Raw genomic sequence first — 21,759 nt, 5'->3', positions numbered from 1 at the left:
TTTCCCCTATTTAACGAGCGTGAAATTCATTGCTATATGCTATAGTGAGTATGTTTTCTGTTTGTACATACTGGTGTACATTTGTTATCTTATCAAGTTGTATAATTTATTCAATTACATGTTTTTATTGTATATTTTGTGCAATTGCTCATTTAGCTTACAAGTACGTTACCAATGAAAAACAAAAGTACAACCAAAGATACAAATAACAGCAAAGTAGCTAATTAATTATTACTGTCATACCAGATTGACATCTCACTTTCTTGTAAACTTTTGCTGACAAGGGCTTCATCTCTTGGGTAGTAACGGGTAACATTTCAGGTGGTTTAGAACATCGTGTAAATAAGGTCAGAAAAATGCGATTGGAAGTTACTTGTCAGGATCGAATTGGGTTAACCCGCGAATTACTTGATTTACTGGTATTACGAAATATTGACCTGAAAGGAATTGAAATTTCTCCTGAACGTCGTATTTACCTTAATTTTACTCAAATTGACTTCAATATTTTCCGTGTGTTGATGGCAGAAATTCGCCGAATCAATGGTGTTATTGATGTCAGAACGGTTGCTTTCATGCCGTCAGAGAAAGAGCACAGAGCGATGTGGACTTTATTGGAATCAGTTCCTGAGCCTATCTTTTCTATTGATATGAAAGGTAATATTGAACTGGCTAACTCTGCTGCTTTGTCATTGTTTGGTTTCAGTAAAGAGAAAATCAGCCAAAAAAATATTGGTCATTTAATTAGCAATTACAATTTTCTTCGCTGGCTTGAAAGTGAGGATCATCAACAACATTCAGCACAATTATCCATCAAAGGGCAAGATTATGGGATGGATATTATTCCTATGCAGTTAATGGATGAAAATCAGATTGTTAGATGTGTAGGGGCTGTGATTATGTTGCGTTCTGGCGAACATCATTCATCGGTGCATATTGAATCTCCGCTTAAAAAATTAACCGCAAATGATGATGGCGCTTTTGAACGAATTATTGCTGCTAGCCCTAAAATGGTTCATGTCGTAGAGCAGGCCCGTAAAATGGCGATGCTTGATGTTCCCTTATTGTTTATTGGTGAGACAGGAACGGGAAAAGATGAATTTGCTAAAGCCTGTCATTTGCGGAGCGCAAGGGGAAAACAGCCTTTTCTTGGGCTGAATTGTGCTTCTATGCCGGATGATGTTGTAGAAAGTGAACTGTTTGGTTATGCGGCAGGAGCCTATCCGAATGCATTGGAAGGCAAAAAAGGTTTCTTTGAACAAGCTAATGGTGGTACGGTTTTATTGGATGAAATCGGTGAAATGTCGTCACAAATGCAAATCAAATTACTTCGTTTCTTAAATGACGGAACATTTCGCCGTGTAGGTGAAGAGAATGAAGTTAAAGTGAATGTCCGTATTATCTGCGCTACTCAGAAAAACTTAATTGAATTGGTACAAAAAGGGGAATTTCGTGAAGATCTCTATTATCGGCTGAATGTTTTAACCATTACATTGCCTCCTTTGCGGGAACGTCAGGCTGATATCATGCCATTGACGGACTATTTTGTAGCGCGTTTTGCGGCAGAACAAGGCTTAGATAAACCTAAATTTTCTTCTGACTTAGAGCAATTTCTTTGTAGTTATCATTGGCCCGGAAATGTTAGGCAACTTCGAAATGCTATCTATCATGCACTGACTCAACTTGAGAGCAACAAACTCAGTCCGCAGGATATTCAGCTACCTGAATTAGAAGCAGAAGTGGCATTTAATGAAGATATTCTGGTGGGATCTTTGGATGAAATCAGCAAGCGTTTTGAACGTTCTGTCTTGACACGCCTTTATCGTCATTATCCCAGTACGCGTAAACTAGCAAAACGGCTTAGTGTTTCTCACACAGCAATAGCCAATAAATTACGTGAATATGGTCTGAGTGGTAAGAAACACACAGTTGAACATGAAAATGATGAATAGGCAGCAAATTCATCATTAAGCGTATAGCATTGGCTGCATGCATCAAATTTTTGCTCACAGCCAATGCATACGACTCAATTAGGCGAGAATTGCAATAAAAAGGTAGCATATAGCGGGGTCAGAAATCATTTATTTTTTATCAAAAAAATCTTCTCTTGTATTATAGGCATCTAAAACTGAATTGATTATCTTTTGTCTTTTTATTTCTATCGAGTTGCTATAATTTTTTTGTTGACATTTGTTCTCTGGATTTTGACTTCTGACTTCTCCGACGATTTTATGCCTATTGAAATATTCCATTAATTTATCACCCTTATTATTTACTTTAAGTGTATTCATATCCAAGTATTTAAATTTTTCCAATCTTGATAAATAATCATTTAATCTACTTTTAGATTGTGTATGTTTCATGAATTCTGGTGGAAAAAATATATTTGATGATGCAGTTGGAGTAAATCCATCTTGAATGAAATCATTTCTCATGAATTTTTCACTTTTACGTAGATTGTTTAAGTATATTGAATGCTTAAACATTTTTTTGCAAAAGAAAATGCTGAAAATAATGCATTCCCCCATGCTTTTTTGAACATCAGATGAAATAACTATAAGAGGAATGTTAAGGTTGTTGGTTTTCAATAAAAGCTTTATGTCATTTATTAACATACTTGGTACATTACCTCTTTCATCAGAGCTTATTATTGTAGCAGATTCAATACCTATTAAAGACGGATTTCCTTCTAACTTTCTATAATCTAAGGCAATAAAGTGCGTCAGATCGTTATTGCCTGTGCCAACAATAAATCTGGCAGAAGTTTCATTCTTATTTCTTAATTCTATTATTTTCTGTATTAATTCATTGGGGCTTTTAGCAATGTAAAGATTTAAGCGAGAGTTTTTTTGGTTTTCTAATTCTACTATTTTTGGTAATAGACTGAGATCTGCTCCTACAGCATAATTGGCTTCTATTTGTTTCTTGTTTTCTATATTGTATTTAATTAAGTTTTTATATGCCTTTAATTGCGCGATAATGTCTCCGGAATTTCTAAAAAAAACTTCATCCATGTTGGCGTAAAGTTGTTTTTCTGTATACATAATATTTATTCTCTATAGGAAATCTATTTGCTCTTCAATAGTGGATTTATGAAAAATACCACGATCATTCTGAATACAAATCTAATTTGTAAATTTGAATTGGAACCCACCTTGTTTCAGGGATACGACCAACTGATGATATTTTTGATCATTGGCGCTGGCGGAAAGCAGATGTTGACTAATTTGTGGTAGCAGAGTATTGGTCAAGATAGCATCCACCATACGGCCACCCGATTCGATTTCTGTGCATCGACTGACGATATACTCAACCGTGGCATCATCGAATGTAGCTGTAATGCCATGATTTTCCAATAAACGTTTTTTAATTCTATCCAATTGAAGATGAACGATATTTTTCATTACCTCATCACTTAATGGATAGTAAGGAATAACCAGTAAACGCCCCAGTAAGGCAGCAGGAAATACCTTTAATAATGGTTTTCTCAGTGCCGTACTGAGTTTTTCCGGATCAGGCATGAGATCTTGTTGTGTGCATAATGAACAGACCAAGTCGGCACCTACGTTGGATGTCAGGATAATAATGGTGTTGCGGAAATCAATGTGGCGGCCTTCACCATCTTCCATCCACCCCTTGTCAAAGACTTGAAAGAAAATCTCATGAACATCAGGATGGGCTTTTTCAATTTCATCCAGTAATACTACACTGTAGGGACGTCGTCGTACGGCTTCGGTCAATACTCCACCTTCACCATAGCCCACATATCCCGGAGGCGCGCCTTTTAATGTGGATACTGTATGCGCTTCCTGAAATTCACTCATATTGATGGTGATTAAGTTCTGTTCCCCGCCATACAGAGTTTCCGCCAATGCCAGCGCTGTTTCGGTTTTACCGACACCAGAAGGCCCGCATAGCATGAACACACCAACAGGTTTATTGGGATCATCCAATTTAGCGCGTGAAGTGCGTACCCGTTTCGCTATTAATTCTAAAGCATGGTACTGTCCGATGACTCGTTGGTTAAGCGTATCAGCCAAATGTAGAACAGCATCAATTTCATCTTTTACCATGCGGCTAAGAGGAATTCCTGTCCAGTCTGATACAACGGAGGAAACAACATTGCTGTCTACTGAAGCAAAGATAAGAGGGGTTTCTTTTTGCAACATTTTCAATTGTTGCTGTAATGCCGGCAGCTCAGTATAAAGCACATTGATATCATCATCCTGCTGTTCATGAATTTGGGTTTGCAGATGAATGATTTTATCAACCAGAGTGAGTTCTTGTTGCCAGCGATGTTCCAACTGAATATTTTGTTCTTCCAAAATGGATAGCTCGTCAAGGATGATTTTTGATCGTTGCTGATTGTCGACACCCACTTTTGATTCTCGTACGACAATTTCTGATTCAATCTTCAAAGCATTAATTTGATGTCGGCAATTTTCCAATTGGGGCGGTTCGGCGTGTTGGCTAATAGCTACTCTGGCACAAGCTGTATCCAGCAGAGCCACGGCTTTATCTGGTAATTGACGGGCTGGAATATAGCGATGGGAGAGGCGTACAGCGGCTTCAACGGCTTCATCCAGTAAGAGGATACGGTGATGTTTTTCCAGCGCTCCCACTAGACTACGTAGCATCAGAAGTGCTTTATTTTCATCTGGCTCATGAACTTGGACAACTTGAAAACGGCGGGTGAGGGCAGGATCTTTTTCAATATATTTCTTGTATTCTGACCAAGTAGTAGCTCCAAGCGTTCGTAACTGACCTCGTGCTAATGCGGGTTTAAGTAAATTGGCCGCATCACCGGTTCCCTGTTGTCCGCCTGCACCTATTAGCGTATGGATTTCATCAATAAACAGAATAATGGGAATAGGGCTGGATTGTACTTCATCAATCACTTTGCGTAAGCGGGATTCGAACTCCCCTCTGACACCAGCTCCCGCTTGTAACATACCAATGTCCAATAGCCAGAGTTGAACGTTTTGCAGAGGAGGAGGGACTTCATTGGCTGCGATCCGTAAAGCCAGCCCTTCAATGACGGCGGTTTTTCCCACTCCTGCTTCACCTGTCAGTAAGGGATTATTTTGGCGGCGGCGCATCAGGATATCAATAATCTGGCGGATCTCTTCATCACGTCCTGATACGGGGTCAATATCCCCATTGCGGGCCCGATCTGTTAAATCTTGCCCATATTGTCGCAAGGTATTCTCAGTAGCTTGTGGTTGTGTGGATTGGGAACTGTTGGGTGATGGCTCGCTATCTTGGGCTTCATCACTACTGCCGCAGATAGCGTTGAAATTATCTACCAGCGTATCTACACTTATTTGCTCAAACTGTGGTGAAATAGCTTTCAGGGTATTGCGTAGATTGAAGGTTTTTAACATACCAATCAGCCAATGCGCACTACGGATCTTATTAACGCCAAATTTTAATGAACCATATACCCAAGCACGTTCTACAGCACTGTCAATATGTTCGGAGAGATCAGAAATCGCGCTGGCTCCACGCGGCAGGCGATCCAAAGCTGCAATAATGTCTTTTGTCAGTTTGGCCTCATCTAATGCAAAGTAGCGGATAATCGATTGTAAATCACAGTTTTGTTGCTGCATGAGCTGATGGAACCAATGTACTAACTCGACATAAGGGTTACTGCGCAGCTTGCAGAAGGTTGTGGCGTTTTCCAGTGAAATGAATAATATACGATTGAGCTTACCGAAGAGCACTGAACGACTGATTTCTGACATAAGTATAATCCGCAATATGTTGTGAATAATGAGAGAATTATTTCAAATTAGCTTTTCAATGAGGCAGGGTTATAGATTAAATCGTCATAATGGGTTGTTTTTTTAACTTTTCCCAACCAACTATTGAGGCCTAATTTCATGGTTGTTTTTGACAGATGCATTTCTGTTATATCTGATCTATCAAGAATTAATTTAATATCCCATGCGTACTCAATACCCAAATATTGATAAACCCAATCACATACTTGTTGAGATTTCGGCTGTCCAGGCAAAAAATTATCATACTCTGTTCGAGTTAATGGTCCCAATTCAATACGGAATTTATGTTGAATATCATATACAGCAATTCCCAAAATTGCAGATTTACCTAAATTAGGAATATGGCGTCCTGCCGCCAATCGAGCCTGATCCTTTGTTTCGGTTTTCAACCATTGTGGAATATTTTGGACAATTCTTACGGGTATCTTGAAATAAAAGAATAGTATTTTTCTCAACCCTTCTGCACTGTGTCTTTGACGGGAAAGATGACCAGCCAACGCATAACGGGTATGGTTGCTGATAATACTATCGGTGTTAGTGGCATCGTTATTAATCGAATTGAAACTCTGTTGGGCTGGTAGCCCTGTTCCTATCAGGCAATCCATATAATGACAAAACTGCTGATTGTCTGGTCGATCTAATGATGAGGTAGGTTGTGCATTGGCCCAGGCACGATAGAACAAGGTTATCAGCCGATGGTGAAATAAATTGGCAAAGGCTCCCAACGTTGGATCTTTATAATTATATTCCCGTGAATAAGCATATTCAGTCAGATGCAAAGGTAATGGGCCATTAGGGCCAAATAATCCGAAGCTGTAAATAAGCATTTCATACAACTTTGAATTTTCCAGCTTACGGACTTTTGAAATTGTGCTGGGGGCGAATTCCATTGAAGCTTTTTGTCCCAAGCGCAAAGGCTCATATCGTGGTAGTGGGGCAGTCCCTAACCGATAAAACTCTCCCGACTGGGCATCAATGCGTCGTAAGATCTGAAATAGATCAAACTGCCAAGGTGTTTGAGTGAGTTGTTTCCAGAAATTTTCAGGCAAGCGGCATACACGATGAATGGAAATGACATTTGTCTTTATATTCATATGGCTTTTACCCCAACTTATATTTTTTATACCCTTCGTATTTCAAGTTGCCTCTTTGTTGGCTGCGTTCACTCACCCCGGTCACATAGTTATCTATGCTCCCGGGGATTCGCTCCCTTGCCGCTGCGACGCATCTTGAAATCCATTGGGTATATACCAACTTATACCAGTTCTTATATCAGTTTTTTGTTGCCCATGCGGGCAGGCCAGAAACCGATCTGCCCGCGTTGCTGGCTATGTAGGGTCATTTCAGTAAAGGAATTTATGGTGACAAGGCGTGAGAATAATTTTTCCAGCACACTGCCCAGAATCCACGGGCTGGCACCGACAAACTCTTGTTCATCGACTTCTAGTCTGATGCTGATACCACGGGCAAAGACGATAGGGCCTGGTTCAGGTGCTCTACGGTAGATTTCTTTTAATGAGCAGTGACGTATTCCATTGATTTGGCGCATTACCGCTGGTTCAGCAAGATCGGCATAGAGACTTAATAATTGTCGTATTGCCTGAGTTCCTTCTTTTTTATCTTTATCCATAAAGTGTGTGTAATTCATTTGCAGTTGACTGATTAATTTCCATGATATTGCCCCCTCTGCCAGAGCAGGGCGGGGAATCGTCGGTCTTTTAAGAAATTCAATTTTACTGATGGGGATGGAGTCCAGCATAGCAAAGCTATTGATATCCTGCTGCCGCAACATGGCGGGTAAATCTCGGTTAGTACACATAACGTCAGCATTCAGATACTTCAATGTGTTAGACCATGGAGAGTGTTGTTCATCAACAATTGAAATGAACGTCTCTGTGCCAATATAGCTGGTGCGGGTTCCATAATGATGGGCATGTTCAGACAATATGCGGGGGGTCCGACGTAGTGAGAAATAAGCACCGTAATTACCCGTATCATCGCTGTTAGTTGACCAAAAAGGGCGAAATATGCGTTCTTGCTTTTGCTGTGCATCCACACCGTGCAAGCGTTGCACGGAAAAAATTTCGTAATCCAGTGGGCGGATATTATCCACGACCAGATGATATTCATTGCTACTTTCATCTACGATAACCCGCTCGGTCATTTTGGGGAATAAATTAATCACGGGAGTACAGTTCAATGCCAGATAGGAAGTATCGATCAGACTTTCCAGGCCCCTATCGGTTTTATCCAGCAGTATGATTAGCTCGAATTCATTGGTTTTCTTGGTCTCCTGAATCAAAGGTTGCATACCACGAATACTGAAGAACCGGAAACGTGCCGGAAAGGCAAAATACTCTTGAACTTGACGATAGCCACTGAAATTACGGGGATCATTAGGCAAAATGGCCTGCTCATCATCAAATCCTTCATGATGTGGAGAAATATCAGGCAATGTCAGATATTGCGGAGTTTCATCCAGAGTTTGGCATACCATGCCAACGGAATGTTCCATAATCAGCTCCATCAATTTCTGAGACTGAATATCTGGCCCTGATAGAAAAAATGTCAGTTTATTTAGATCCAAATCGTGGAGAAAAAATTTTCCTTTGCAGGTAAGGCGGATCCGCAATGCACTGACAGCACCATATTGGTTGAGGTTTAATCCCACAAGAGGGATATTGGCAGGGATCTTGCCAAGCTCAACTTTTTGCAGCTTCAGAGGTTGTAAAACCACATCTTGAGTAGTGGAATATTGAAAAGTAATTCCATCTTTTTTCAGTGATTGGCTGAGCATAATAGTACCGCGTGGCACTAGAAAACCATGGCTGATATCTCCTTTGCTCATGTCGGGTTGAAGTTCAGTGATTGCCATTGAGGGAGTGGGAGCCAGATAGTTGGGATATAGCATTTCCAGTAAGTGCTGGGAAAAGTGTTGAAATTCGGCATCCATCTTTAACTGAATGCGGGAAGTGAGGAAAGCGAAACCTTCTATCAGGCGTTCAACATAGGGATCGGTAACTTCAATACCGTGCATTCCCAAACGGTTGGCAATTTTGGGGTAGCGTTCAGCAAATTCTTTGCCCATTTCGCGTAAGTACACCAGCTCGCGATTATAGTATTCCAGCAGTTTGCTATCCATGGTTTTCCCTCGTCATTTTTTTGCAGCATGTTTTTTTACAAAGTGCTTTTTCCCGAATATTTTTCCAATCTAGTTTTAGCTGGCTTCTTCCATAGTGAAATAACAGTGCTCGAGATCAATGTCGCTGCGAAACAGGAATTCTATTGGCCAGGGGATGCACCATAAAACCCCTTTTATTTCTATTGATAATATGTTGTATAGAGACAGTGAATTTATATTAGAGATACAATTCACTTGAAGCTCATTGGGAATAATACGTGGTTCAAAAATATGAATGGCTTTAATGATTTTATTTTTAATATCATTCCATTCGATATCAGACATATTTTTACCAGCCAATGGTGCTATGCCGAAGTTATAAGTAGAATGTTGTATTTCAGCAAAAGAAGAAAGCTCTTGATTAGATTCATTATTGATGCTGTTGAGCAACCATTGCAAATCCCGTAGTACATTTTGTCGAAAGGTTCTGTGTGATAACAAATAGTTGCTGGCGGCTTCTTTTTCCTTATCAGGTTCGTTATCTGTAAGCCTGTCAAGTAAAGAAGACTGCATTCTATCTCTGGCAGTTATGCGTGCAGGAGGTTTTCGAGAATGATAACCGCCATGTAACATGGTTATATTATCTTTCATTAGGTATCTATTAAATAAATATTATTGTTATGAAGAATCTCAATTGAGATGACGAGAAATAGCAGATAAAAGTTTTCTATTTTTTTATTTTATCTTGAGAATCTTTATATCGAATCATTTCTGATTTATAGGCTTGCCGAAAATGTTTACCAAACATGGCATAATCATGTTCAGTTTCCATAGTGATTTTTTGATGATTTTTGGTGAAATACTCCCATATAGAGGCTTTATAATTTGATGATAATAACGAGTTGGGAAGGTTACCTTCTTCTCGTGCTTTTTGCTCAATCACTGAGGGATCGAATGATTGTAAAATATCTGTCTTAATAGTACGTAACCCTGCAATCATACCCAATTGATGTGCTTGTAACTCGACTAAAATATCTCGTGTTGCTTGTTCTGATGACATAAATCCCGGCATATGATCACCAAACATTTGAACCAGTACCGCTTGGCCGGAAGGAAGAAGTTTAAATGGATTGTTAGCATCTGCCAGAACCTGAGTCCTATCCATATCAGACAGATGTTTCAACAGTGAGCGTGAAGCGTTTAGCGCTATAATGCCCTGGAATAATTGACTGAGCAGCTTCCCTAATTTATACATCGCATGTTCATCAAATTGTGGACTTTGGATATGATTGAGTCCCATGCCGTCCAACAAGGCTGCCAATAGTTTTCCTTCTAATTTAACGTCATCTGTTTGGCGGTGATTGGAAGAATATGTCATTGGGTCGATATCAAGGCGCTCATAGGTACGCTTGCCATTATTATTATGGGTAGAATTTGGATTTGATGAGCTGGGAGAGAAAATATTTTCCTCCACTTTATCTGTGATATTTTGCGTTAAGTTTTCTGTTATTTTCTCTGTTGTTTTTTCAGTGGTAAGTGGTTCAGCATTATTTAGTATCAAATTGAGGGGATCATCATTTTTAATACCATGTATATGCTGATCGGAAAATAGTACCAGAGGGTCAACTTCCTGCTTATCATTCTGACTACTATATTTATTACTACTACATTTATTATTACTGTATTTATTACTGCTATATTGATCACTTTGCTGCAATAAAGTACTGGGAGTCGTGTCAGTGAGAATGTTTTCTTGCTGGGATTCAGCATCCGCATTAAACATTGTCATTGGATCTGTGGCTCGAAGTTGCAGAGAATCCAGCCCGATCGTTGTCTCCATTTGCTTAAGAGGGTCTATTGGATTGCGCTCTTGATTTTGTTGATGTTTTGTTAGCGGATTATTGTCATTTAATTCCTGAAAGGAATGTTGGGGGTTCGTAGATGAGTTTGCATTAGATTTGGTGGAAGCTGCTGTGGCAAAGGTACTCTCCAAGCCATCCCAAACCATACTGGGGATATTTTCAGGTTTTCCGGAAGATGCCCGTATCGTACCAAAAATATTAGCATCCAGAGTGCGAGTTTCTGCTAACGGTGGTGTACTTGCACTTTGGTGGGTATTAATAATTTGAATTTGGTAATCACCAATATTGAGCACATCACCATTACGTATTTCAATCTGGCGCTCAGGAGCCATAGGTATTGTATTTAACAAAATCTCAGAGGCTGATCCTCGATTGGTAATACGGCATTCTCCATCGGTGGAAATAGATACAACAGCTTGTAAACGGGCTATGGCCTGCGCTTCATCGGGCAAAACCCAGTTATTATCCGGGCTGCGACCAATTGTGCCACCGGGTGGTATGAAATCGTAGCTCAATTGTTGTGGCTGATTTGTACCGATATTTTTAACAATGGTGAATCGCATAATTATGGATGCCTATTGTTGGAGGGAAATAACCTCCCCTATGGGGAGGTTATTGGTTAATTGAATAAGATTATTCGACTTTTTGTTTACTTATATCCCAACCCCAGGTGACTTCAGCCTGTGCTGTGCCTTTATAATCTGATGGTTTGTAATGGAACTGAATTTTTTTCATTACCAGACCAACAGTGATGACATTGTCAGCAGGTTGGCCACTATTGATTTCAGTAATATAAGTGTCAGTAAGTGTGTATTTAGTCCATAAAGTCGGCTCTTTTTCCCCAACAGTGCGAAGTGTATGAATTTCTGTTTTCGGAATATGTTTACCACTTGCAGCATATTTTTCTAAGGCGGTGATAGCCTTATCATAATTAATATGAAGCATAAAATGACTGAGAAAGCCTTTACCTGTACCCCAGCTTCCAACATCGGCCATGTTAAGAGACGGGTTAACTATTGCACGACTAATAAATTGGACACCGATCCAACCTTTATAATTCTCAGCTTCAGCTTCACCTGTAATACCGTCAAATTTAACAAAAGAATGTGTGTTATTCATAGATTTATGCCTTAACTGTGTGTGAGATAATGATTTATAAATAGTATTTAATGCAGGATAATGTTTAGTTAATATGGTCGCAGTTATATATTAATGAGAAATTAAAGATAAAAAATGACGCTATGAATCGTACGTTATGAAACTGTACTTTATGGAATAATAAAACTATTCCTGATATTGAAAAATTAATTGTCTTTTAATGACGGCAATCTTGAGACCAGACGTAAAGAAACCGTTAAACCTTCTAATTGGTAATGAGGACGCAGGAAAAATTTAGCGTGATAATATCCTGGATTACTTTCGATTTCTTCGACTTGAACCTCTGCGGCAGCCAATGGTTTTCGTGCTTTGGTTCCCGGAGAAGAATTTACCGGATCACCATCAACATAATTGATAATCCAGTTATTGAGCCAATTTTCCATGTCGCTGCGTTCCTGAAATGAGCCAATTTTATCGCGTACAATACATTTCAAATAGTGGGCAAAACGGCAGCAGGCAAATAAATAAGGTAAACGAGCTGAAAGATTAGCGTTGGCGGTTGCATCTACATCGTAATATTCAGTAGGTTTCTGAAGTGATTGTGCGCCAATAAATGCCGCCATATCCGTATTTTTACGGTGTAATAATGGAATAAAACCATTTTTTGCTAATTCGGCCTCGCGGCGATCACTAATTGCAATTTCGGTGGGGCATTTCATATCAACCCCTCCGTCATCGGATGGGAAAACATAACAAGGCAAATTTTCCACAAGCCCACCGGACTCTACACCACGAATAGAAGTACACCAACCATACAATTTAAATGAACGGTTGATATTAACAGCCATAGCATAAGCGGCATTGGCCCATGTATAGTTACTGTGGGTAGGGCCTTCAGTATCCTCCTCAAAATTAAAATCATCTACAGGATTCGTTTTGCTGCCATAGGGCAGGCGCGAGAGAAACCTCGGTAAGGTTAATCCCACGTAGCGAATATCTTCTGATTCACGTAAGCTGTGCCAAGCGGCATATTCCGTATTTTGGAAAACTTTGGTCAGATCCCGTGGATTAGATAACTCTTGCCAACAATCCATTTGTATAACACTTGGTGCAGCTCCTGAAATAAAAGGACAATGCGTTGCTGCACTAATTTGTGCGACTTCACGCAAAAGCTCAACATCGGGAGCTGTATGATCGAAATAGTAATCTCCAATCAAGCAACCGTAAGGTTTACCACCAAACTGACCATATTCCGCTTCATAGATCTTTTTAAAGATAGGGCTTTGATCCCAACTGACACCTTTGAAACGTTTGAGTGTACTGCTTAACTCTTTTTTGGAAATGCACATTACACGGATTTTCAACATTTCATCGGTTTCCGTGTTATTGACTAGATAGTGCAGACCACGCCAAGCCCCTTCCAGATTCTGAAATTCATCATGATGTAGAACTTTATTGATTTGCTGTGATAGTTTGCTGTCGATTTCGGCAATCAGGGCTTGAATAGTGCGGTAAGTGTCGCCGGATACCGTAACTGCATTTTCTAATGCCTGTTGTGCCAGGGTTGTTACTGCGTTTTCAACAGCACTACGTGCCTGATCGCTTTGTGGGCGGAATTCTTTATTCAGCAATACACTCAGTTCATCGGGAGTATACTCTTTTGGTGCCTGTTCTTGCTGAAGTTCGGTTTCTTGTTCAGTAGTACTCATTAATTACTCCTTATTCTCAGACCCTTCTTCGGTGGCACTTTCTATATCAGCGGTACTTTCTATATCAGCGGTACTTTCTATATCAGCAGTACTTTCTATATCAGCAGTACTTTCGGCAGATTTTGGTGCTTCGGCCAGTGATTTCAGCAGGGCAGGGTTTTGCAGGATATCGGCGATCAGTTGTTCTGCACCGCTTTTACCATCCATATAGGATAATAAGTTTGCAAGTTCGGTTCGTGCTTCCAGTAGCTTAGCCAGTGGTTCCACTTTTTTAGCAATAGAGTCAGGCTGGAAATCTTCCATTTTTTCAAAGGTTAATTCGATATGTAGCTCTCCGTCATTTGTCAAAGTATTTTCTACCTGAAAAGCAACCCGAGGTTGTATTGATTTCATGCGCTCATCAAAGTTATCAATATCAATTTCCATGAAGTTTCGGGCACTAACTTCGGGTAGGGCTTCGAGCGGTTTTCCGGCTAAATCACTCATAACTCCCATAACAAATGGTAATTGAACTTTTTGTTCTGAACCGTAAAGTTCGACGTCATATTCAATTTGTACACGTGGGGGACGATTTCGAGCAATAAACTTTTGTCCACTGGATTTCATAACAAATTCTCCATTACTAGCTAAGTCACTAAGTTAGATTGATGGGGTATAAATAATCTGTTAAGGCAGATTGTGTTAAGGCAGATTGTATAAAGTTCTAATCAGGACTATCTGGGAGAGATAATCCGAAAATAATTGCGAGCTGATTTAATCCGTCTGGGGCAAGATCACAAACAATGTCAAGAAAGTTACGATCAATTAACTGCTGAATACGATCAATCATAATTGGAGCTGGATGACTGGGTTCATGCGTGAGAAAATAGTTTTTGGCCTTTTCTAATAACATACGTGCTTCATCACGATTACTGGCTTCAATTTCATGTAAATGAATAGACATCCTGTTCGTTGAAAGTGTTTCCGTTGATGCGGGATCTTTTTGTTCTGTATTCGTATATACTGATTCAAGAATATTTTTTTGGGATGATTCCTGAGGGTTATTTTTTGTTTCTTGAGGTGTGGGGAGAAACTCAATCACTTTATTTAACTGTTTTAATAACTGAGATAATTTAGGAGCATGGCTTTCTGATAATTTCTGGCTAATAATATCGAGTATTACAACAAGATGGTTACGAATACTTATTACTGCCAAAACTTCAGAGCTACTAATTTGTTGTTTTAATTCATCCAGCAACCGAGAACGTCCGCCTATATAGCCGCTAATTTCGCTTATTGTTCCATCCAGCAATGAACAAGCCTCTAGAAATGATAAATCTTTCGAAATATTTTTCAACAGAATGGAATGTTGCATTTGCAATGAAAGAGGCGAATTATCCTCAATAGCAGCGAGTATGTTCAGACGAAATAAAGGATCATATTCTCCTTCAAATTCTAATTTTGGCCAAACCTCTTCCCAATAGCGTTCTAACGTCTTCTGAAGCAAATTTAGTCCATCCGCATAGCCACATAATCCCCGTGTTTCTAACCATGATTGTGTTAGCGCCATGATGATACGTAGGTCTTTAGTGCGACTTAACAGCTTAATGGATTGTTTTTCAGCCAGTTTCCAGTCGGGCGGCTCTGCCGGAATTGTGATATCACCGAACTGCTGTTCTGCTTTTCCGAGTAAGGAGTACTCTAGTGACATAAATTCAGAGTCGTATTCCAAATTTTCTCCACAAGGAGATTCTGTACTGATCGGTTCAAGTAAAGCGTCAATGTTCATAATAACCTTTTGCCCTTATTTGATGATTCAACATTTTGCCTATTTATTATGAATTTTTAGGCTAGGAAAAACGAAATAGGGTAGTTGAAACGGGCTATAAGTACTGTCTGAAGTAACGCCCAATAATACGAAATGACCGTGAATGTTTAATCTTATCTTCTGGGTTTCATTATTTCTGGAACTTGAGTTTAGTTTAGGGTCTGTATATTCATCTATCAGTCGATTCAGTGCCCATGGGCCATCAGTGTTTACTTTGGAGGTTGTTCCATCCGCTAAATCCAATTGAATATAAACATTGTTGGTATGGTTGGGACCGGGCCACTTGAATGATTGTGAAATTTGTGGGCCGTGGCTATATTTTAATATTTGACCATCAACATTCAGTTCCATACTCGATATATTATTATCCATCTTAATCGGATGCACGATCACATGGAATGAGGGTGTGGTTGATCCAGAACTAAACAAGGTATCTCGGATGGTTTTGGCTTGTTGGAATGCTTTCAAAAAACTTGTACTTTTTGGCGATGTTTTCTCATCTATTTCTCCCGACATAAAATGCCAGTTTGCTTGAGAAATATTGACTTTTCCTGCCAGATTTTTCCTGAAAAAGCTGTCCATGATACCTGTTTGGGGAGCAAACATCTGTGCCATATCATGTGGTTTTATATCGTCATGTGCCTCACGTGTCAGAGGATAGCGGTTGGCAATAGATTGATTGTAAAAATCGCCAACTTCTGTATCCAGTTGGTTACTGAGATTCTCAAAATTACTGTGCTGTATATCACTGGTGGCGGCCTTTAACAATTCAGAAAATATATAATTAAATGGTATGGGCAGTTCTTTCGCCTTATTTTGTAGCTGAATGAAAGATTGATCTAATGGATTTGGTTTCTCCCCCTGTTGCGTAGATTTAATCTCATATTCTCTAAGTTTACTAAAAAATTGATTTAGTGTTTTATCAAAAGCAATTTTATTATTTTTTTTATCAGAAATTTCAGTTAATTCAATGTATGATGAAAAATGCTTTTTTAATTTTTGTTCTAATGCGATTTTAGCATCTTCTTGTATTAATTGATTAGGTGAAATTTTTATAAATGGGTTAGTTTTATGATTAAATAAATCACTTATTACACCTGATTTTCCACTGTTTTTCTTTTCCTCTAGAGTGACATTTTTAGTGATATTAATTATTAAATTTCGTATGGGAGAGTTATTTGAATTAAGAAGTTTTATTTTATAGTTTAGTTCGTTAAAATTGTGTTCTTTTTCCTTGTCAAGATGAATTTTTAACAAAAAATTATCCCATGATCTCATATAATCATTGATATAAAATTCTAATGCTGAAATAGCAATATCTTTTAGTGGATATTTTTTTGCATAACGACCAAGTACCCAGTCTTTTTCATCGTTCAACCTAGATATTTTCTTATCAAGAATTACTTTGAATTTTTTATATCCTATGGGAGTGAATATTCCTGATATATATTGAGAGTCTGATGCATCTCCAGTGAGTAAAATAGCGTGTTCATCGTCATTGACTGTAAGATCTGCTAAGTATATAGATGGTAAACTTGGATCATCTGATAGCTCTTTTTTAAGAAGGATATAATCGATCTGTGCTGGTGAAATGTTGCTGAATAATTTTTGTTTTTCCTTTACCAGTTGTAGTTGATAAATATAGGGTGATTTAACGACTGAATATTGAAATAGTTTATATAAGTGTTTCTTTATTTGTTCTAACTGTTCTTTCTGGATATTTAATGGTAGATGTTTTTGCAAATATAGTATCATCCAATTATACAAAAAATCACCGTCGTATTTAGATTTATTATCCCCAGTATAATGTAAAATCTGATACGCTTTCAGCATATTATAATTATTAGACAAATCATTGTCGTTATCTTGTTGTATTTGAGAAATTATTGCTTGTTCCACTTGTGGTAGTAATAATTTTTGTAACGCTTTGTAGTACAGTAAATTACAGGCATCATGAATTTGTTTACTATAAGGTAGAACTATCTGGTCTGGTGGTGAAATAACCAAATTTTCCAGAGAATTCAGAATAGGTAGCCCGGCATAAATATCAGAAGAATAGTTATTGATGTTCTTTTTAAAATCACCTTCTAAATCTAGAGGTGAATTAGAGATAGTTTGGATATTATTTTGTACTTTTATTAGGTAGTTTTTATTGTCGTTATAACTGATAAAAAAATAGATGACCATCAATCCAAGAAATACAGCCAGAGCAGTATAACTTAACCCATTCAGTAGACGATTCCTGTATACCCACCAACGATTTTGACTGGCAAGCCCTGCCTCTTGAGATATATTTTCCAGCAGACTTTTCAGAAAATAGGCTTGACTAACGGGGGGATGCTCCAGTGAGTTTTTATTGTTTCCACATACCTGATTATTTCGCCATGATAGCGAATGACTGTCATTATCCGTCGGTAATTGAAGATTATGATTGAGTCTTTCCATCACGCTATCAAATGATGTGCCTCCCTGTGTTCCGCTAGTGAAGTAAAGCCCTCGTAGTAAATAAGGTATGTCAAATCTTGATTGAGCGAATGCGATTTCAAGATGCTGTGCAATCAATGATCGCAGTGCGGCGAATTCTTGTGGAAATAAATAACTTTCAGCGCAATGCCGGGGATCATTTAATTGCAATAAAACATCGGGTAATTCCGCATCTAATCGTTTTTGTAATAAACTATATTGTTGCTCAAAAAATTGTTGCTCAAAAACTTCGTTCAGACTCCAGTCTGTTTTATCCCAAGGGAAGTTGAAACCCCAGGTTTGATCACGTTGTGCTTTATCAAAATGGCTAAAGTAAGCACTAAATCCTTTCAATAAATCAATTTTGGTGACGATGACGTAAATAGGAAACTGGATTTTAAACTGTTCATGTAATTCCGCCAGACGTCTGCGTAATAGATAAGCTTGTTGATCACGTGCTTTCTTTGATGGATTTAATAAATCTTCCACGCTAATGGTAAGAATGACTCCATTGAGTGGTTGACGTGTACGATATTTTTTCAACAGACTAATAAAATATTTCCATTCACCAGCATCTTGTTCGTATAGAGTGTCTTGAGTAGTATATCGCCCGGTTGTATCCAGCAGGACTGCATTATTGGTGAACCACCAGTTACAATTATCCGTTTCTTTCATGCTGTACGCAGTGAGATTCCCAAAATGTTCTGCCAATGGAAAGGGCAGGCCGGAATTTGCCAGCATGGTTGTTTTTCCGGAGTTAGGAGCACCGATAACGACATACCAGGGTAATTGATATAGATATCGACGACTGAAAAAAGTTCTCCAGTTTGATTTGTATCTGCTTGGTTTATATTTATTTGATTTGTATTTAGTGTCCAGATTATAAAAATAGGCATTTTTCAGTAGCCGTAGAGCATCAGAAAAGTGTTCTGATAACGCAGCATATTGTGAATATTTTGACTGTTTACTCTCATTATCGTTTTCGTTCAATTGATTAGGAACTTTTTGAGTAGACAGTTTTTTGTTCCTCCATGTCTGGTATAAGAGAAATATTGACAGGATGAATAACCAGATAAGATATAAAAATAAAATGGTGACTATTCGTACCGCACTTGATTTAAAAGGTACTGTATTACCAATGGAAATAATCGGGCCAATAAACCAGATAATCGAAGAAATGATTGTGATTCCGAAGAAATTCCATGTTAACCGATTAGTAAAAATAGAAAGAATGGCATTTAACATATTTCAATTTTCTCACTCAGCCTGATTTACAGGAGAAACTAACAGTGTGATTTCTACTCGTCTATTTTTGGCTCTATGACTTGGCGTATCATTTGGTAATAGCGGATTACTATCTCCTTTTCCTTCTGTACTTATACGTTCGGGTTGATCCAGATATTTCTGAAGCTCTTTTTTTACAGAGTCAGCCCTAACGAGTGATAATTGGTTGTTGGATAAGTAATAGATGTTGTTAATAGGAACATTATCGGTATGACCAATAACTAAAATTTTCCCCTTAGTGTGGTTCATTTCCTCAGCAATACGTTTGATAACACTTAAATAACGGTTTCTAATCCGGGATGACCCCGTATTGAATAACCCATCACCTTGTAACGTGACGATACTCTTATTAGATGAATCACTTACTGTCAGTAATCCCTCTGCAATTTCGTTGCTCAGCATATCTTTCAGGTGTGGGGTTGGTAATATGGAGGAAGATATTCGATTATCGACTGACATATTGGGCAAATTGGTTCTTTCTATTATATCTGCGATTTTGTCTATTTTCGTTAATGATGGTTTGGCTATATATCCCAATGTCCAATTTAACCCGATATACAAAATACACGCCAGAACAATGACCAAGATTATATAGACCCACATAGGAAAAGGAGATTGTCGGCGTTTATTCGGTGCTACAGTTTTTTGTAATATGGGTGATTTTTGTAGTGTAGGTGACAATTCGGGGGAATAAGAGCCACGAACTGAATGAATTAACTGGAACAGGCGTTGTTTCAAGGTTTCCAATTGAGAGTGTCCATTATCCATAATACGGTAACGCCCTTCAAACCCAAGCTGGAGACAAAAATTAATGAGTTCCAGCAATAACAAATTCTCTTTAGGTTTTTGAGATAATGTGGCCAATAACTGGAAAAATTTCTCACCTCCCCACGTTTCATTGTGAAACGTGACCAGCAATCCACTGGTAGACCAAACACTGCGAGTCCCCCAAGGAGTCAGTGCTGCTGCTTCATCCAATGTTGTGCATAGACAGTAGCGCGCCCCAATGATGACTTCATAAGGAAGTTTGGCGTGTTGGCATTTCAGCTCAAAACTGCGAATGTCATCGATCAATTTTTGCCGCAGGTCTATTGGATCAGGGTGCGTGGTGGAATGACGAATCAGTGGAATACTGTTTAATAAAGGGTTTGCGGCAGTAACTAATGGATTATCCTGAGTGTCACCAGAAAGTACAGCATGTATATTTTGGGTATTTTTTTCCTGAGTCATTATGAATTGTTCCCGCTATTTGGGCGCCCTTTTTTGAGTGAACTTTTGAGCTGATTACGAAGAGCCCAAAATTCGATGCGCAGACCAGGAAATTCACCTGCCAGATGTAACGCAAAACCACCGGATTGTTCCATTTGGTTCCATAATTCACCCTCTTTTTCTAATTCGAAGTATAGGTAACCGGAATGCCAGGGAAGTTGTCTGGGGACTGATGGCATTGCACTTATCGAAATGCCGGGTAGCTGTAACTGAACCAGTTCACGTATGCGGCTAACAGGGGCAATCTTCATTTGGGCGGGAAAGTGATACATCAGTGTCTCTTTGGGCACATCAGCATAAACGGCCAGCACAAAGCTGAATGTATGTAGCATATTGGCATCAGGTAAAGTAGCAACATTCAGGCCATGAGAATATTCGGTCAAAGGCAATTGTATTGCCTGTTCTTCCAGAATGATTGATAATCCTTGACGCAACTGGAGCATTAGGTGATTGAAACATAATTTCAAATTGTCATGATCATAAACGGGCAGTTTCTCCTCCGGGACACGCGTCGGAGAGAAACTTGCCAATTCAGTGGAAAATTGCAGCCATTCACTGAACAGCCGTTCTGGATGTAATAATGGTATATGCTGTATGTGGCTCACTTGACCGCTATAACGATTTAATAATGACAATAGAAGGAAGTACATAACTTCTGAACTGCTTTGTTGATCTAATTGAAACATGCATTGACTCATCTGCTGGCGGCGTTGTTCCAGCAAGCCTTGCAAATCATTAATGAAACTCACAACTTGAGGATGTGCATGGCAGTTGAGCAGGGGAGGAATAAAGCGTGAATCAAGGTGTAATTTATTATTACGGGCTTTATTTATAACATGCACAATATTGAGTGAAGTCCATTCCGGTGTCAGCTCTGATTCCAACATCAGCCGCAGACGCATTTGACCAAACTGCACTGTGGCACTTCCGACTGACATAGCATTAAAATCATTGACCTCGGCGTCAATACTGACAAAACGCGCCATAGAATCTTTGCTCTCATGAAAAATGACTTCTTCTCTTCCTCCCCGAAATATTGGCAGTGCCAATACGACATTTTCCCCGGTTTGATTTTCTTCAATTTGTAACGGTACAGGGGCGTGTGCTTCGGTAAAACTAAATGGTGTTCCGTCAGGAAAGATACCACTGGCTGATGCAACCCTCACTTTGCCTTGTTCGAGGAATGACTGGTCTAACGATAAAGTTAAAAAACCCCAGTAGTATGGAGCCTGAGCCACGCCCCAATCACGGACATAAGCCTCTAGGTAGTTTTCAGACTGCTGAAAGTGATGGGGACGTAAGAACATGCCTTCTGTCCAGATAACTTTTCCTGCTCTACTCATGTAATTCTTTCTCTTGCGGCATA

Annotated in this window: 14 protein-coding genes; 1 reads left to right on the top strand and 13 read right to left on the bottom strand. The window is 39.0% G+C overall.

What is annotated here, in order from left to right:
- The first annotated feature begins 356 nt into the window (after positions 1–356).
- Complete coding sequence (tyrR, locus tag PSI23_RS13325; protein WP_273555546.1) at positions 357–1,949, top strand: transcriptional regulator TyrR; 1,593 nt, start codon at positions 357–359, stop codon at positions 1,947–1,949.
- 129 nt (positions 1,950–2,078) lie between these two features.
- Here tyrR and PSI23_RS13320 read toward each other — a convergent pair whose 3' ends face one another.
- The 13 genes from PSI23_RS13320 to tssK all read right to left on the bottom strand — a co-directional run bounded on the left by PSI23_RS13320 (position 2,079) and on the right by tssK (position 21,736).
- On the bottom strand, positions 2,079–3,041 hold the full coding sequence (locus PSI23_RS13320) for a YopJ family acetyltransferase (RefSeq protein WP_273555545.1): 963 nt from the start codon (positions 3,039–3,041) through the stop codon (positions 2,079–2,081).
- Positions 3,042–3,122: 81 nt separating this feature from the next.
- Positions 3,123–5,741 (bottom strand): type VI secretion system ATPase TssH, encoded by a 2,619-nt coding sequence (tssH, locus tag PSI23_RS13315; RefSeq protein ID WP_273555544.1) that lies wholly within the window; start codon positions 5,739–5,741, stop codon positions 3,123–3,125.
- A 47-nt stretch (positions 5,742–5,788) separates the two neighbouring features.
- A complete protein-coding gene (gene tssG, locus PSI23_RS13310) occupies positions 5,789–6,874 on the bottom strand; it encodes a type VI secretion system baseplate subunit TssG (RefSeq protein ID WP_273555543.1) in 1,086 nt (361 codons plus the stop codon).
- Between the two features lie 173 nt (positions 6,875–7,047).
- Positions 7,048–8,922, bottom strand: coding sequence for a type VI secretion system baseplate subunit TssF (tssF, locus tag PSI23_RS13305; protein WP_273555542.1), 1,875 nt, complete (start codon positions 8,920–8,922; stop codon positions 7,048–7,050).
- A gap of 75 nt (positions 8,923–8,997) precedes the next feature.
- Positions 8,998–9,552 carry a type VI secretion system baseplate subunit TssE gene (gene tssE, locus PSI23_RS13300; RefSeq protein WP_273555541.1) on the bottom strand — a complete coding sequence of 185 codons (555 nt, stop codon included), beginning with the start codon at positions 9,550–9,552 and terminating at the stop codon, positions 8,998–9,000.
- 76 nt (positions 9,553–9,628) lie between these two features.
- Positions 9,629–11,326 carry a type VI secretion system-associated FHA domain protein gene (locus tag PSI23_RS13295; RefSeq protein WP_273555540.1) on the bottom strand — a complete coding sequence of 566 codons (1,698 nt, stop codon included), beginning with the start codon at positions 11,324–11,326 and terminating at the stop codon, positions 9,629–9,631.
- Positions 11,327–11,396: 70 nt separating this feature from the next.
- Positions 11,397–11,882: an Hcp family type VI secretion system effector gene (locus tag PSI23_RS13290; protein WP_273555539.1), complete on the bottom strand. Its 486-nt coding sequence runs from the start codon at positions 11,880–11,882 to the stop codon at positions 11,397–11,399.
- Positions 11,883–12,067: 185 nt separating this feature from the next.
- Positions 12,068–13,570: a type VI secretion system contractile sheath large subunit gene (gene tssC, locus PSI23_RS13285; protein ID WP_273555538.1), complete on the bottom strand. Its 1,503-nt coding sequence runs from the start codon at positions 13,568–13,570 to the stop codon at positions 12,068–12,070.
- Between the two features lie 3 nt (positions 13,571–13,573).
- A complete protein-coding gene (gene tssB, locus PSI23_RS13280; RefSeq protein ID WP_273555537.1) occupies positions 13,574–14,176 on the bottom strand; it encodes a type VI secretion system contractile sheath small subunit in 603 nt (200 codons plus the stop codon).
- A gap of 97 nt (positions 14,177–14,273) precedes the next feature.
- On the bottom strand, positions 14,274–15,338 hold the full coding sequence (tssA, locus tag PSI23_RS13275; protein ID WP_273555536.1) for a type VI secretion system protein TssA: 1,065 nt from the start codon (positions 15,336–15,338) through the stop codon (positions 14,274–14,276).
- A 39-nt stretch (positions 15,339–15,377) separates the two neighbouring features.
- Positions 15,378–19,085: a type VI secretion system membrane subunit TssM gene (tssM, locus tag PSI23_RS13270; protein WP_273555535.1), complete on the bottom strand. Its 3,708-nt coding sequence runs from the start codon at positions 19,083–19,085 to the stop codon at positions 15,378–15,380.
- A 12-nt stretch (positions 19,086–19,097) separates the two neighbouring features.
- On the bottom strand, positions 19,098–20,354 hold the full coding sequence (locus PSI23_RS13265) for a DotU family type VI secretion system protein (protein WP_273555534.1): 1,257 nt from the start codon (positions 20,352–20,354) through the stop codon (positions 19,098–19,100).
- Positions 20,354–21,736 (bottom strand): type VI secretion system baseplate subunit TssK, encoded by a 1,383-nt coding sequence (gene tssK / locus PSI23_RS13260; protein ID WP_273555533.1) that lies wholly within the window; start codon positions 21,734–21,736, stop codon positions 20,354–20,356. The genes PSI23_RS13265 and tssK overlap by 1 nt, the downstream gene beginning before the upstream one ends.
- Between the last annotated feature and the right edge of the window lie 23 nt (positions 21,737–21,759).

The organism is Xenorhabdus yunnanensis (genome assembly GCF_028598805.1).
Lineage (GTDB): Bacteria > Pseudomonadota > Gammaproteobacteria > Enterobacterales > Enterobacteriaceae > Xenorhabdus > Xenorhabdus yunnanensis.
The sequence above is the reverse complement of the archived record's forward strand: the minus strand, read 5'-3'. Positions and strand labels throughout refer to the sequence as shown.